Annotated in this window: 13 protein-coding genes; 5 read left to right on the forward strand and 8 right to left on the reverse strand. The window is 49.9% G+C overall.

Going from position 1 to position 13,265, the window contains the following annotated elements; genetic code table 11:
* The first annotated feature begins 85 nt into the window (after positions 1 to 85).
* On the forward strand, positions 86 to 1,354 hold the full coding sequence (locus VGS11_08305) for an endonuclease Q family protein (GenBank protein HEV2120087.1): 1,269 nt from the start codon (positions 86 to 88) through the stop codon (positions 1,352 to 1,354).
* Here the strand turns inward: VGS11_08305 and VGS11_08310 are convergent.
* The 4 genes from VGS11_08310 to VGS11_08325 are packed head-to-tail and all read right to left on the reverse strand — an operon-like array spanning position 1,351 to position 5,408.
* Entirely contained in the window at positions 1,351 to 2,466 is a 1,116-nt protein-coding gene (locus tag VGS11_08310) for a DNA topoisomerase IV subunit A (protein HEV2120088.1), read from the reverse strand. The genes VGS11_08305 and VGS11_08310 overlap by 4 nt on opposite strands.
* A complete protein-coding gene (locus VGS11_08315; GenBank protein HEV2120089.1) occupies positions 2,435 to 4,012 on the reverse strand; it encodes a DNA topoisomerase VI subunit B in 1,578 nt (525 codons plus the stop codon). Before VGS11_08315 ends, VGS11_08310 begins: the two co-directional genes overlap by 32 nt.
* Before the next feature lie 28 nt (positions 4,013 to 4,040).
* Positions 4,041 to 4,631 carry a KH domain-containing protein gene (locus VGS11_08320; GenBank protein HEV2120090.1) on the reverse strand — a complete coding sequence of 197 codons (591 nt, stop codon included), beginning with the start codon at positions 4,629 to 4,631 and terminating at the stop codon, positions 4,041 to 4,043.
* A 3-nt stretch (positions 4,632 to 4,634) separates the two neighbouring features.
* On the reverse strand, positions 4,635 to 5,408 hold the full coding sequence (locus tag VGS11_08325; GenBank protein HEV2120091.1) for a serine protein kinase RIO: 774 nt from the start codon (positions 5,406 to 5,408) through the stop codon (positions 4,635 to 4,637).
* A gap of 309 nt (positions 5,409 to 5,717) precedes the next feature.
* Between VGS11_08325 and VGS11_08330 the strand changes: the two genes are divergently transcribed.
* From VGS11_08330 to VGS11_08340, 3 genes are all read left to right on the forward strand, one after another.
* Positions 5,718 to 7,475 carry an APC family permease gene (locus tag VGS11_08330; protein HEV2120092.1) on the forward strand — a complete coding sequence of 586 codons (1,758 nt, stop codon included), beginning with the start codon at positions 5,718 to 5,720 and terminating at the stop codon, positions 7,473 to 7,475.
* Positions 7,476 to 7,618: 143 nt separating this feature from the next.
* Entirely contained in the window at positions 7,619 to 8,137 is a 519-nt protein-coding gene (locus tag VGS11_08335; GenBank protein ID HEV2120093.1) for a hypothetical protein, read from the forward strand.
* Positions 8,125 to 8,598, forward strand: coding sequence for a hypothetical protein (locus VGS11_08340; GenBank protein ID HEV2120094.1), 474 nt, complete (start codon positions 8,125 to 8,127; stop codon positions 8,596 to 8,598). The genes VGS11_08335 and VGS11_08340 overlap by 13 nt, the downstream gene beginning before the upstream one ends.
* Here the strand turns inward: VGS11_08340 and VGS11_08345 are convergent.
* Positions 8,570 to 9,514: a metallophosphoesterase gene (locus VGS11_08345; GenBank protein HEV2120095.1), complete on the reverse strand. Its 945-nt coding sequence runs from the start codon at positions 9,512 to 9,514 to the stop codon at positions 8,570 to 8,572. The genes VGS11_08340 and VGS11_08345 overlap by 29 nt on opposite strands.
* Positions 9,515 to 9,645: 131 nt before the next feature.
* On the opposite strand from VGS11_08345, the gene VGS11_08350 reads away from it, so the two are divergent.
* Positions 9,646 to 10,422, forward strand: coding sequence for a hypothetical protein (locus tag VGS11_08350; protein HEV2120096.1), 777 nt, complete (start codon positions 9,646 to 9,648; stop codon positions 10,420 to 10,422).
* Here VGS11_08350 and VGS11_08355 read toward each other — a convergent pair.
* Genes VGS11_08355 through VGS11_08365 form a run of 3 tightly spaced genes read right to left on the reverse strand, consistent with a single transcriptional unit; the run spans position 10,414 to position 13,178 of the window.
* Positions 10,414 to 10,692, reverse strand: coding sequence for a methytransferase partner Trm112 (locus VGS11_08355; protein HEV2120097.1), 279 nt, complete (start codon positions 10,690 to 10,692; stop codon positions 10,414 to 10,416). The two genes, VGS11_08350 and VGS11_08355, sit on opposite strands and share 9 nt — an antisense overlap.
* Positions 10,693 to 10,740: 48 nt before the next feature.
* Positions 10,741 to 12,099: a nucleotide sugar dehydrogenase gene (locus VGS11_08360; GenBank protein HEV2120098.1), complete on the reverse strand. Its 1,359-nt coding sequence runs from the start codon at positions 12,097 to 12,099 to the stop codon at positions 10,741 to 10,743.
* Positions 12,096 to 13,178 (reverse strand): DUF354 domain-containing protein, encoded by a 1,083-nt coding sequence (locus VGS11_08365; GenBank protein ID HEV2120099.1) that lies wholly within the window; start codon positions 13,176 to 13,178, stop codon positions 12,096 to 12,098. Before VGS11_08365 ends, VGS11_08360 begins: the two co-directional genes overlap by 4 nt.
* Positions 13,179 to 13,265 lie beyond the last annotated feature (87 nt).

A 13,265-nucleotide genomic window follows, 5' to 3' on the forward strand; every position in this document is an offset into this window, starting at 1 on the left:
TTCAACCGCTAATAAAGCGGACGGTTGTTGCAAACGTTGTCTTATAGATACGGGAAGCCAATAGGGAGATCGCAGGGCATTCGTTATGCGCGTTTTTGCCGACCTTCAACTCCACAGTCCTTACAGCAGGGCGACAAGCAAGAACATGAACTTGAAAGAACTTGCTCGCTTTGCTTCGATGAAAGGACTAAACGTTGTCGGAACAGGCGATTGCACCCATCCCAATTGGAGGAAAGAGAACCGGATTGACCTTCAAGATTCCACTGGCTCCGGGCTCTACCAGTTGAGGGACAGTACCTCTCAAGTACAGTTTATCGTCACAGGCGAGGTCAATACCACTTTTCAATTCGGGGAGAAGTCGCGAAGAATACATCATTGTCTTCTCGTTCCTTCAATAGAGTCGGCGGACGCCGTAAGCGATCGATTGGCGAAGTATGGAAACCTATTGAGTGATGGTCGGCCCACGCTCCGCGTGACCGCTCCGGAGCTAGTGGATGAGGTGCTTGAAGCCGACCGACAATGTGTGATTTTTCCCGCGCACGCCTGGACCCCTTGGTTCAGCCTCTTTGGTGCAAACAGTGGGTTCGACAGCGTGGTTGATTGCTATCAGGACCGATCTGACAAGATCTTCGCGCTTGAGACTGGAATGTCCTCTGATCCTCCGATGAACTGGCGGCTATCGCAGCTCGATCGCTTGTGTCTCGTTTCCAATTCCGACGCGCACTCGGCATGGCCATGGCGTTTGGGAAGAGAGGCGAATGTCTTCGATCTGGAACACGTATCCTACCACAATCTTGTCGGGGCGATTAGAGGCAAGGATCCTACCCGCTTCCTGTTTACGATAGAGACCTCGCCTGCTTATGGCAAATACCATTGGACTGGCCATCGTGAATGCCAGGTTTCAATGTCCGCGAGAGACGCTCGCGGATTCGACGATAAGTGTCCCAAATGCGGAAAGAAGATGACTCGAGGCGTCGAAGAACGAGTAGAACAGCTGGCGGACCGACCGGAGGGCTACGCGCCCAAAAACGCAATTGGCTACCGCCATTTGCTCCCTCTCTCTGAGATTATCGCCCTCGTAACAGGAGACACGAATCTCGCGTCGCCAAAAGTATCGGACAAATACTATGTGCTTGTTGGACAATTCGGGTCAGAATATTCTGTGATGCTGGACGCGCCTGAAGACAGGCTGTTGGCCGTAGCTGGACCAGAGATCTCAAGCGCAATTCTTCGAGTGCGCAATGACGACATTTTTGTCGCGCCAGGCTACGACGGCGTCTACGGAAAACTCGATCTCAGTAGACATCCTCTTGTCAAGAAATCTGTGGGCTTGGGACTTGAGCAGTTTGTCTAGTTCGACTTGATTTTCAGCTTCTTCGGTAGATACTCGTCAACAATGTATGTGAGACCGTATCTGCTGAATGCCTCTTGCTCCGATTTCTTCTTGACCTTACGAAAAGTATCGATCTCCCTCTGCCAGAGTCCACCTGCATATCGGGGATCTTTCTCCAACTCGTTCAACCTTTTGACATCCAGGTCCGTCAGAGGATCGCTCGGGAGTTTATAGTCGACGATGTCTGTTGCCCAGACTCCGCCCCATATTGCGTCTGGAGTGTTCAGCTCGCGAAGGTGAGCCGCGTTTGCTGATCCTGAGATAATAACCATTGCAATGTGCATTCCCCACGGGTCCCCGTCTGTGAATATGTAGACTGGGATGTCTAGCTCTTGGTTGAGCCTTCGAAGAAGGAACCTTGTTGCTCTAGGCGCCTGTCCCGCGGTATGGATAAGGACGGCCTTGAAACGCTGGTGGACGCGTTCTTCTATAAACCTGGTAAATAGGCCACCCTTCTCGATCGCAATTACCTTGTCAACCTTACGGCTGTCGGGTTGGATGAACTCCGAAGTTGTCAGGGCGGGTCCAATCATAACGCCGTCAGGGTGAGAGGCTAGGTTCAGCCTCCGTCCTTCGTATCCAGGAACCGTGTATTCGATAGTCAAATCCCCGAATATTGCGCTTCTTTCCTCAGGGTAGACGTTGAAGTCTTCTCTAGAATATCCGGTCACAGTCTCTAGGTCGGTTATGAGATTGTCGCTTTCCTGCTGGTCTTGGAAGTCCATCTCGTAGGCTTGAGCCGAGTAGAACACGTCTCTCAACGTGCTAGTCTTGTTCTGTTCAGTCAGTTCGTCCGCGAACATCGCCGTCCAGAGGAGTTGGGTAAAGGGTCGAAGATGCCTTACGTTTCGGGCGCTCCTCTTGACGGTTCGTTTTCCTAGGATGTACTGCCTTGTTTTGGAGTCGTAAAGTATGTTGGCTATGGATCGGCTGGGCATACGGAAGGTTGGAAATTCCTTCCTGTCGAGCTGGCTGTAGACCTGTCCGCCAAGGTCCCGCATAGCTGATAGAACCTTTTCCTTCCGCTCTTTGATAACGCCCTTACTCTTGCTCTTCTTCCTCTTCTGCACCATATTTGATCACTCCTTTAAGAAGCGGTTTGATGTCTGGCTCTCTCTTCTCCTTTGCAAGCTTTGTCGAAAATTGCGCTACCTTTGGCAGATACTTCTCGAACACGTCTAGACGTCTTTTCTCTTGGGTAAGATGCTCGCGTTTTGACAAGTAGAGCCTGAGGTTTCGACCGACTTCTCGGATTGCGTTGAGAATTTCGTGCTCTACTTCAGGTCGGTCAGCAATGAATTCTTTTCCGACCGTCTTGTAGGGGATCTTTGTGCTGCATACGTGAACGAAAACGGCGAGCGGGGTCTCACCCGGGATGACCTTATAGTTTCTCCAGTCAATCTCAGTATCGACAACTTTCCATGATACATCGCTTGCCTCGTCGAAGAGCAGTGGGATCTTGTTTGCAAATCTGAAGAGGAGAATCTTGCCTTGCATTTCGATCTGCTTGGAGCTTGCGAGCCCGACTTCGATGATGAAGGGAAAGCCTGCGTATGTCGCGGGTCGTCTTTGCAGCGTAGTCACGAAGGCAGAGCCGCTCTCAATTTCCTGATCTGTTATACCGAGTTCCTTCCTTATCCCTGTTTCCATTAGATCTTCGCCGAGAGGTGAGAGGCATGTCGGGTCGGGGGATAGAAAACCATCGTAATTCTTCATTGCGTTAACTAGTTTGACCATGTCCTGCGCGGACAGATTTCTGGGATTCTTTTTTTGTCCGAGGTTTGCGAACTGGAGGAACTTGCGGGCTGTAGTCTCTCCTATCCTCTGAAAGTTCTTTCGCATGAACTCCTGGACGCTTCTGGCGTTGGTGAGTTTCAGCATTCTTTGTACGGTTTCAACATCGACTCCGTGCGGATGAGGAGAGGTCTCAGTGGGTGCGGGCGGTACTGTTGTCGTGCCGCGCAGGAACTTGTAGAGCCTCCCTCTGGGGTCTACGAATGTGATATTAGCGTATGGGACAATGATTGCTGTCTGTTTGAAGTATTCGAGAATCCTGGGCATTGCACGCGAGTAGTCCGCTTCTGTCTTGAACTCGATAATTGTGCCCCGCCAATGCGGCTTGTTGGCTCGGGTCTTGTTCTTGATAATGACGGGCTTGTTCTGTTGAATATCAATTCGAAGAACAACCTCAGCTATGCGAGACTTGGATCCTGTGCTCGACGTTATGGACGCTTCAGAATGGGTGGTGATCTGTCCATAGAGCAAGGCCATTTTTCCGCCCAGACCAAACGTACCTCTCGTTTGTCGGAGTTTGTATTTCGACCCGTAGAGAACTTGACCGAAAGCGGATGGGATTACATTTGTTGGGATTCCAATGCCATTATCTTCGACCCTTACAATGTAAGTCCCGGGCCCGTCGAGGGGACCGGATTCATGGGACAATCGTACGTATATGTCGGGAGGGATCCCGCCTGTTTCGCAGGCGTCTAGTGAGTTTTCCACAAGCTCGCGAATCGTGGAGTAGATTGATCTTGACGGGCTTGTGAATCCTGCGATGTCGCGGTTGCGATAAAAGAAGTCGGCGGCGCTTATTTCTTGGAAGACCTCGGCCACGGTCATAGGGCACAGTCCGCGAGGTCCGTTTTGATCATGGTTTCTTTGCTGTAGGCACTTGTCCTTCCCACAGTCCTAAAGCTTTCTCCTTCTTGATTTCCTGTCGTCTTCTTCTTAGGAACTTATAGACTGTGCCGTGCTGTCGGCCTTTGATCAACTTCTCTAGCGCATCTTTCGCCATGGTAACTGCTTCGTAGCTACCGATTATTGACACGGTATGGCCGCTAACTGAGATGGCGGTTCCAGTCAACTCTTCGAGAATCCTTCTTGTCTTGCCTTCTCTTCCGATAATTCTCCCGTCGACCCTTCGAATTTCTGCCTCGTTCTTGCCGAAGAAGTCGTGAAGATCGATGATATCCAGCGTAATGTCTTCGCTGAAGAGTCTGAACGCTCGCTCGGGAGAAAACCCTCTCCCAATAGCGAGAACGATGTCTTTGGCTTGGAGGGCCCCTGTTGGGTCTGGTGAATCTGGCTTTACCCCGATTTCTACGGAGCCTGAAGGACTGTCTATCTTGAGATCCACCGACAGTTTCTCTTCAATTGTCGACTTTACCGCGCCTCGTGGACCAACAAGTACTCCCACTCTATCCTTCGGTATTATCGCGGTCATCCGCGTCTCGGCCATCTCTTATCGAGCTCCTATGATCTTCGCTAGAGATTGAGTTCTGACGTTGAGACCCTCAAAATAATGGTTGATGTTCTCGATATCTCTTTCGAGGAAAGCTCGAGCCTCAGGATGCTCCGTAGTTACTGCTTGCCCGAAGTCGATTATGACCGGATATCCGTTTGGGATCATGATATTGTACTCGCTCAAGTCGCCATGGACGAGTTTCGCCTTATCGAATAGTTGCTTGATCAATTCGATTATTTTCTTGTACCAATCTGCAGCCGCCTGAAGTCGCACCTCTCTAAGGACTGGGGCAGGGATTCCATCCTTCCCAATAAATCCGAGAATCAAAACATTCTTCTCCACATGGATCGGTTTCGGAACTGATATTCCCGCATGGTCCGCCAGTTCGAGATTCTTGAACTCCTTCGACGCCCACTGGTCTACAAGAGATTGCGTGTCATGCGGTATATCCTTGAAACGAGGGTCTCCACGGATGTACTTCAATCGGCCATGCCTGAATACGTTTGATGTGGTAAGGAAAATCTTGACTGCCACTTCTTTTCCCTTAGGATCTACTCCATGGTAGATCTTACTCTCCTTTCCAGATTTCATTGCGCCGTGAAGCTCTTTCAGAACCCCGGTGTTGAGCATCTTGAGAACCGTCATGATCGTACGTCGGTCGAACACCTCTTCAAGCGATTCAGTATCCTCACTCCACTTTATTCTGACGCGCCGTTCGTTGTCGTACCGAACCTCTCTCCGCCGAACCCCCTCGTCAATCTTGTCGCTCAAAACTGCAGAGCCTTGAGTTTCATGGAGCGAGCCAAGAAGATATCTATTTCATCGTCAACCAGGAAGTATTACTCGTTCTGCACGCTTTATTGGGGTCGTGTGACATACGTGCAACACCAAGGTTTTCAAACGATCGGACCGAGATTAGACCCCTCCGTTTTATCTGAGTAGAGTAGTATTAGTCGATTGATAGACACGTTTGTTTCTTATCAGGATACTGTCGTATTCACGCCTAGAAGACAATTTCGAAGCTATTGAAAAGTGTTAAATTAACAATAGGGCGCAGATTAGCCCTTCTAACGAGACATCTTGGCAGAAGAGAAGTTATTCGTCCGAAAGGCAACCGGCCTAGTTAGGGAAATCGGGGCTATCACTGCGATCATAATTGTGATGGCGAACACGATAGGATTAGGTTGGCAAAAGAGGGTTTTCCAGTATACGGGTTTAGCTCCCCTGCCCGAGAACCAATACTGGGCGGGAATTCCTCCCATGACCATGGCGTTCATCGTCGGTGGAATTGCAGTTTTGCTATCTGTACTCGCTGTCTCCGTCCTTGCTGCGGCTATGCCTCGCTCAGGGGGAGGGTATGTCGTGATTTCGAGAATTATTGGGCCGGTTTGGGGCTTCCTCGCTGCTTGGCTTGAGTTTCTAAGTATCGCTTGGTCATTTGGAATAATCGCCGTCGCGGTATTCGAGGGGCTGTATTTCATTATGGGACCAGTTGCGTTCGGCCTCAACTTCGGACCACCCGCAGGGATCCCGACTGACGAGTTCCTGTTCCTCGTGGGTCTACTGCTCGTCGTGATTTTCACAGTAATAGGGGTCTTCGGGGTTAAACTAACCGGCCTCTTACTCCAGGCGATGTTTTGGATTCCGGCGGTTCTCACGTTCTATGTTTTTGGACTACTCAGTCAGGCGAACAACACGACGATTCTTTCAGGAATGCAGAACGTACTAGGGGTTGCACCCGGCAAATATGTTGCCGCCGCAACGAACGCAACCTTGACGAACAACCTTCAGAGCCAAGTTGCTGGTATTGGGGGTTACGCCGGTGCCTTTACCACATGCTTAATCGGAGCATATTTTGCATATATCGGGTACGCAGCCTCCACTTTCGTTGCGGGGGAGATAAAGGAAGCCAATAAGGCCCTTCCCAAAACGCTTGCCATCGCATCCATACTAATTATCGCGCTATACGTCAGCATATCTCTCGTTGGTGCGTACGCTCTCAAGGGGATAGGCCAAGTTACAGTTGGCAACAACACATACTCCCTGCTGACTGCTTGGAGTTACCTGTCCTACGGCGGGAAAGTGAGTCTAGCGAGCGTTGGTCTTCCAACTGTCAAATTGTGGACTACCACAGTTGCCGGGCTTGCCGGTAGCGGCATCAACCTTGGATCTGCTAACGTACTGCTGGTCGTTTTCGGAGTGTTTTGGGTCGCCAATGACATTCCGCCATTCATTCTAACGGCCTCGAGAGTTCTGTTTGCCATGTCCTTCGACCGGGTGCTCCCAGCCCCATTGGCGAACGTTAATGACCGGTTCCACTCTCCTATCAATGCCGTGATCATAGTTGGAATCGTCGCTCTTCTGGGCTGTTTCTCGGAGTCTACCATACTAGACCCGGGCGGCACCTTGAACCCCGGGAAAAACGCTGCAATTGCGGCAATACTAGGCAGTGGCGGCGGGGTACAAATTACAGATTTCTACGATTCATTCTTCTTCACATTATTCACGCTGTCGCTAGTAATACTGCCCTTGCGAGCCAGTAGGAAGCAAATTTTTGACACAGCCCCCTACAAGCCGGGTGGTAAGTGGGGCATGCTAGGCTTAGGACTCGCCGGGTTCGGCGCAAACCTCTTTGTCGACTACGAATTCGTCTGGCCGCAAGGATCAGACTTTGGGCTGTCACAGATAAACTGGGCATCGTCAACACTATTGAGCGATATCTCGGCAGTCATCTTCACTATTGTGGTAGCAATTCTAGGTGTCGCGGTATACTATATCCACAGAATGAGAAGAGGCATAAACTACTCTACCATTTTCGCCCAAATACCTCCCGAATAGTCCGATGCTATGAGCCAGCAGCCTCAGGGTCACCGATTCTTGCTCTTCCGACCTCAGTGAATGGGCGGGGTGGAGAGCATAAATCGGAAGACAAAGCGATCGTCTTAATTCTCTCTCGTGCTACACAGTGGTAGAGTCGGTAATTGTCTCAAGAGACTTCAGCCGTCGACGCCTTCGAATCAAACCTACTGCATGGCGGAACGCGTCTCATCGCTGATTTGACAGAGTTCTTCCGAGATTACAAGATTCATGACACGATTTTCGCGATCTACGCGAAAGGAAACACGAGAAATAAGGGCCTATTCCTTTCTCGATTCTTCGCCTGGACCGTCCTTCCCAATTACCCTGTTTCACTCTTCTGCCTGGATGAGGGGAAAGCTCTCATTTCAATTGAAAAACTTCGCACCTGGATGGACACGGTGACCAAGGTCATTGATCGAGATGAGTTGAAGTGGGCATGGTTGGTTGTTCTTTCAGATAGGGCACTATCGCCGCAAATCGTATCCTTCGTCTCCCGATACGATAGAAAGGAACTCGGACTTGCTCTTGCCAGCACCACATCAAAACAGATCGTTTTGAGTAATAACCAGATAGGAAGAAGCATTGGAAGCCAGTTGAAATTGAAGAAAGCCTTGGAGCCTTACAAGCATTGGATAAGCTAACCAAGACTCAGGTTTCGGTGTTGGCATCGTACAGCATGCCCTTTGTCTTGCTTTCGGCTCTCATAATTAACAGTCTTTTGACGAACTACCATGTCACTGGAGGGCCTTTGAGAATTTTGTTTCTGGGGGGAGCCTTTCCTCTCGGGTTTGTTGTAGGTCGACTAATCTACGTTAAGCGGTCCCATGTCGAGATTCTCTTTGATGACACCTCCTTTCGCGTCAGTAAGGGTTCTAGGGAAGCGCAAAACGGATTTTGGAAGAGTTTTCGTTTCGTGTCGTTAGTCTTGGACCAATTCGGCAAACCTAATCTCAGACTTTATCGGTCTGCAGGAGGCGAGTACGAAGATCTTCCAATCTCCAAGACTAATGCTGATCCCCAGAGGTTTAGGGACTATGTCCAGTCTTTGATCTCGGGAATCCGGATAAGCAAGGCTACCCCTCAAGTCGTTGAAGCCGCTTGACTTTTCCGTCTTCCAGCTCGATAATATATGCCCTCAGGATTCCTTCCGAATATTCGCTTCCCGGGTTAATGCACTGGGTCCTACCTATTTTCACGAGGCCAGGACTTTCGTGGATATGGCCGTGGAGTCCGAGGAGCGGTTGGTACTTTTCTATGACCCTTCTTACTGATTTAGATCCCACAGGTATGAACGCAGGTCTTCCGCCCTCATAGACAGGCCTCAGAGTCGCATCTAGCTTTGGAGCGAGATCGATAGTGGAGTTGTAAGGAGGTACATGGAAACAGAAGCAAGAAGTCTCGACGGACCTAAGTTGTGATACAGTTTTCTCTAACTTCTTCAAAAGCTCTTCTTCAGTGCATTCTCGTGGGCTATTCCAGGGTGTGGGATTTGACCATCCAACGCAGGCTCCCTCATGAAGATCATCGAAATGGACTATCGATTCTTCAGCAAAGATTATGTTGGGGGAATTTTTCAGCACATCATCGAGAATGAACTTATCGTCGTTTCCAGGATGGATGATGACGTTTACGCCGGGCGCTTTCTTCGGGATGAGCGAGAGCCAATCCTTTACCATCTCGACCTCCAGGTCCTCGAAGACTTTCTCGACATATTCCTGATCCTTGCTTAGCTTTTCGACTTCAGCCCTAGAGCAAACATAGGGCAGGTAGCAATGCTGGCGAATTTGCTTCTTGAGGTCCGGAAGGCTCTCTTCCGAGATTCTCGTCTGTTTTCCTAGAAAGTTGGCTGTGTAACCTCCATCAGGCTCTCGAACGACAGGTACCATTACCTTACTTGTCATATCTCCCCCCATCAACAAGACATCCGCCTTGAACATGGAAGCAGAGTTCAGGAACTTTCTCCAGACCACCTCGCTTCCATGGAAGTCGGAAGAGAAAACAATTCGAGTCTTGGGCAAATTCGGAATAGCACGGGCTTAGGACTTCTTAAATTGTGCGCGGGGCAGTGGGCGAACCGTCGAGAAATAGACGAGACTTAAGTACGAACAAAGACCTCATTCGCTGACAGCGCAAAGAAAATTCCTCAATCATGCTATCTGCAATATCTGATGAAGCAAAACGTATACTAGATGAGGCAAAGGAAAGAGGAATCGTCCTAAGACTCTTCGGTGGCGTGGCTGTCAAGTATCATTGCCCAAGCGCTACTCATAGATCACTCCAAAGATCCTATCCTGACTTGGATTTCTTTGGTAAGGGAAAGCAAGGTAGGGAGATCCGGAAGTTTTTCCTCGATCTGGGTTACGAGCCTAACCAACGATTCAACGCCCTACATGGCGCCACTAGACTGATCTTCGAGGACTCCAGAAACCAAAGGGTGGTCGACATTTTCCTGGACACATTCAAAATGTGTCATACATTGCATCTAACCAATAGACTTACTCTTGATGAATTTACAATACCAATCTCGGATCTATTGCTGACGAAACTCCAGGTCGTCGAAATAAACGAGAAGGATATCCGAGATCTTATCGCTATTCTTAGCGATCACGAAGTGGTGGAGAATCCCTCTAGCGGAGACAGGGAGGTAATCGATACTAGCTACATATCGAATCTGTGTGCAGATGATTGGGGGCTATGTAAGACCCTATCTCTAACACTAGCAAAGCTCCTGGCCTTCCTTTCGAAATACGAGCTAGAACCTGAAGCTAAGCAGATTCTCGGAAGTCGAATCAATAGGCTCATTCAGACTAATGAAACAGTCCCTAAGTCGTTCAAATGGAAATTGCGTGACAAGGTTGGGGAGAAGAAGCGCTGGTACGACCTCCCAGAAGTTCCTATACGAACGGAATCGGTTTCTTCAACGTGACAATTCAAGGTTGAAGGGTTTACCTTCCTTCAACACCCGAGGGGGGACACTTTCCTTCCATTTCGTTAGCCAGGATAGCTCGTCTCTTTGCTCGCGTAAGTCGTCCGGAAGTAGTTGAGGTATCTCATCCATAATAGGATACCACCGGCCACACTCCGAACAAACCAGTAATCCTTCGACGATCTCCTCCTTCTCTTCGAAAACGTGAAGATCGAGTGGGTAATGCTTGTCAATGGGACAAGCGAGGATATCCATCAACCGTCTCTTCAACACGATCCCCTAGATCCTGTGGTGCGGAGCTTTCCCGGATAAGGGTAACTACGGTCGTCCTGTTGCAAGGTAAATGAATCCAGCGTCCTCACATTCCTTTCTAGTCCGGAGATTTCTTGTATCATAGAGAATAGGACTGTCACGCATAACACTCCTCATTTTCGGAAGGTCGACACTTCGAAACGCGTTGTGTGCCGTGGCGATGATGACCGCGTCTGCATCTCGGATGGATTCCATTTCGCTACTACTTGATTCGTAAACCTTGCCTCCGACCGTCACGCGCGGAACGTATGGATCGAAGACTCGGATCTTTGTTCGAGATTGTTTCAGAAGCTTGAGAAGCTCGAGGCTCGGGCTTCTTCGCGTATCTTTCACTTCGCCTTTGTATGCTAGACCCCAGACCACTACACTGGCGTTTGAGAGACTCTTCTTACTCGTCTCAAGTGTTTTGATCAACCTCTCAATGGTGTGAATGGGCATCATCTTGTTGACAGCCTTAGATGCAGATACTAGACGCAGTGCGAATCCCGCCTGTTTTGCCTTGAAGACAAGATAGAATGGGTCCTTTGGAATACAGTGGCCCCCTACTCCGGGGCCTGGATAGTGTGGCATGAATCCGAATGGTTTCGTGGCTGCTGCGTTGATGGCCTCGACGAAGTCAACGCCCAAGGTTTCATGGAGGACTGCCAGCTCGTTTACCAGTGCGATATTCACGTAACGGAATATGTTCTCTAACATTTTTGTTGCTTCAGCCACTGACGGGCTTCCCACAGTAACGACGGGTGCGTCCAAGATCGCCTTGTAGAACTCGGCACCCAGTTGAGTGGAGTCGATGTTGATGCCTCCTACCACTTTTGGAATGTTTCTTACTCCGAACTTGGCATTGCCGTAGTCAATTCGCTCGGGGGAATAAACGAGGGCGAAATCTTTCTCAGGCCTCTTTCCGTTTCGCTCGAGTAAAGGTTGGAAGATGTCTGTCGTGGTCCCGGGAAAACTTGTGCTTTCAACGATGACGAGCTTGAATCCTAGGAGGTTCTTCGATAGGTCTTTGGCGACAGATTTGAGGAACGACAGGTCTGGCTCACCTCTTGTATCGAGAGGAGTTGGCACGCACACGATTACAATGTCAGAAGAAACCGCCCCGTTGGATATGCTCCCAGTTGCGCTAATCGATCCTATTTTGACAAGTTCAGGCAGATACTTCTCGCTGTAAGCATCTTCGACGTAGCAAATGCCCCTGTTGATCATGGAAACCTTTTCCTTGTCCACATCCACGCCGATTACTCCGAAGCCTGCTTGGGCAGAAGCTACTGCGAGGGGGACGCCAACATACCCCAAACCTACGACGCATACTTTCGCCTTCTTCGATCTCACCTTGCCCAACAAAGCAGTGGTGTTGTCGCTCAATATCTCCTCAACCGGCCCGCTAGCTCTACCGTGCTAAGAATCTTGGCGACTGGGTCCTCCATTTTCGCCAGGAGTTGTCTTCCACTTCTCCTCTGGCCTTCAAATGCCTCCGGGTTGGTTAGAATTCTTTGAACTCTAGATGCGATTTCTCGAGGTGACCTAATCGTCTCGACCAGGCCGAGCTTCTCCAGGTACTGGATGTACAAGGGTTTAGGTCCAGGAAAGCAGGAGATCGATGGAATCCCCAATAGCGCAGCCTCAACAGTCATTGTGCCCCCCGAGCCGACAAAAGCTGAGGAGTACGAAAGCAGGCTGGTGGCATCTACTATCCTGTCGACGACAGTAACACTATCACCGAATCGCTTTCTGATCACGGGAGCTTGCATCCCATACCTTGTAGACACTACTACTTGGCAATCCAATTCTCGCCTTAACAACTCATCGATAATCGGCCCTACTACTGGCTCTTTGTCACTGGATTTCCCCATGAGATAGGATGCGAAGGCTTCTTCGGTTCTGAAAACGACGATCGGCCGATCGTTCTTGAGGTCCAGTTGACCCAGAACTCTATCGTTCGGACGATGGCGTTTGAGCCAGGCGGCAGGATCCAATGCCCTGTAAAGGACTACCTTCTTTATGGGTCCGCCGAACGCGTCCCAAGCGGATCGACCGATGATCCAAGGACAGCAAAGGAAAGTTGTTAGGGGTATTGTCAGCCTGGCTACCATCCAGGAGTGTGGCGAGTCGTTAGCTGCAACATGAGGGATCCCTAGGCCGAACGCGACCCGAGATGCTTCGACCGAAGAGAAGGAGACCGCCACGCTTGGCTTCCACTTCTGAATCAGTTTTCCGAGTTTTGCAATTCTTTCAGCACTCGCGATGAGCTTCCCGAATGCAGTTCCACCGCCATGGCTTCCCACTACTGAAAATCGCAGCTTCTTCAATCTGAGCGTCTGTTCGGCCTCACGGTAGACGCGCGTTGTAATCAATACCTCATGCTCGTTCCCCGACAGCGCACGACACAAGGGCTCAAAAAAGAGCGCCTGTTTCGGGGTCAGAACTTCGATCCAGACTTTCATAATCTATTTTCCGGGCAACCACAGTGGGTCCAACGACAAGTAGATAAAAGATGCAAATAATCCGACCTTCTAATTATTTCCGTGAGG

It is taken from the genome of Candidatus Bathyarchaeia archaeon (genome assembly GCA_035935655.1).
Classification (GTDB): Archaea; Thermoproteota; Bathyarchaeia; order 40CM-2-53-6; family 40CM-2-53-6; genus 40CM-2-53-6.

Bases quoted from the DNA above. Each gene is read 5' to 3' on its own strand.
- VGS11_08305 (HEV2120087.1), top strand. From the start codon at position 86: ATGCGCGTTTTTGCCGACCTTCAACTCCACAGTCCTTACAGCAGGGCG.
- VGS11_08310 (HEV2120088.1), bottom strand. From the start codon at position 2,466: ATGGTGCAGAAGAGGAAGAAGAGCAAGAGTAAGGGCGTTATCAAAGAG.
- VGS11_08315 (HEV2120089.1), bottom strand. From the start codon at position 4,012: ATGACCGTGGCCGAGGTCTTCCAAGAAATAAGCGCCGCCGACTTCTTT.
- VGS11_08320 (HEV2120090.1), bottom strand. From the start codon at position 4,631: ATGGCCGAGACGCGGATGACCGCGATAATACCGAAGGATAGAGTGGGA.
- VGS11_08350 (HEV2120096.1), top strand. From the start codon at position 9,646: ATGCTATCTGCAATATCTGATGAAGCAAAACGTATACTAGATGAGGCA.
- VGS11_08365 (HEV2120099.1), bottom strand. From the start codon at position 13,178: ATGAAAGTCTGGATCGAAGTTCTGACCCCGAAACAGGCGCTCTTTTTT.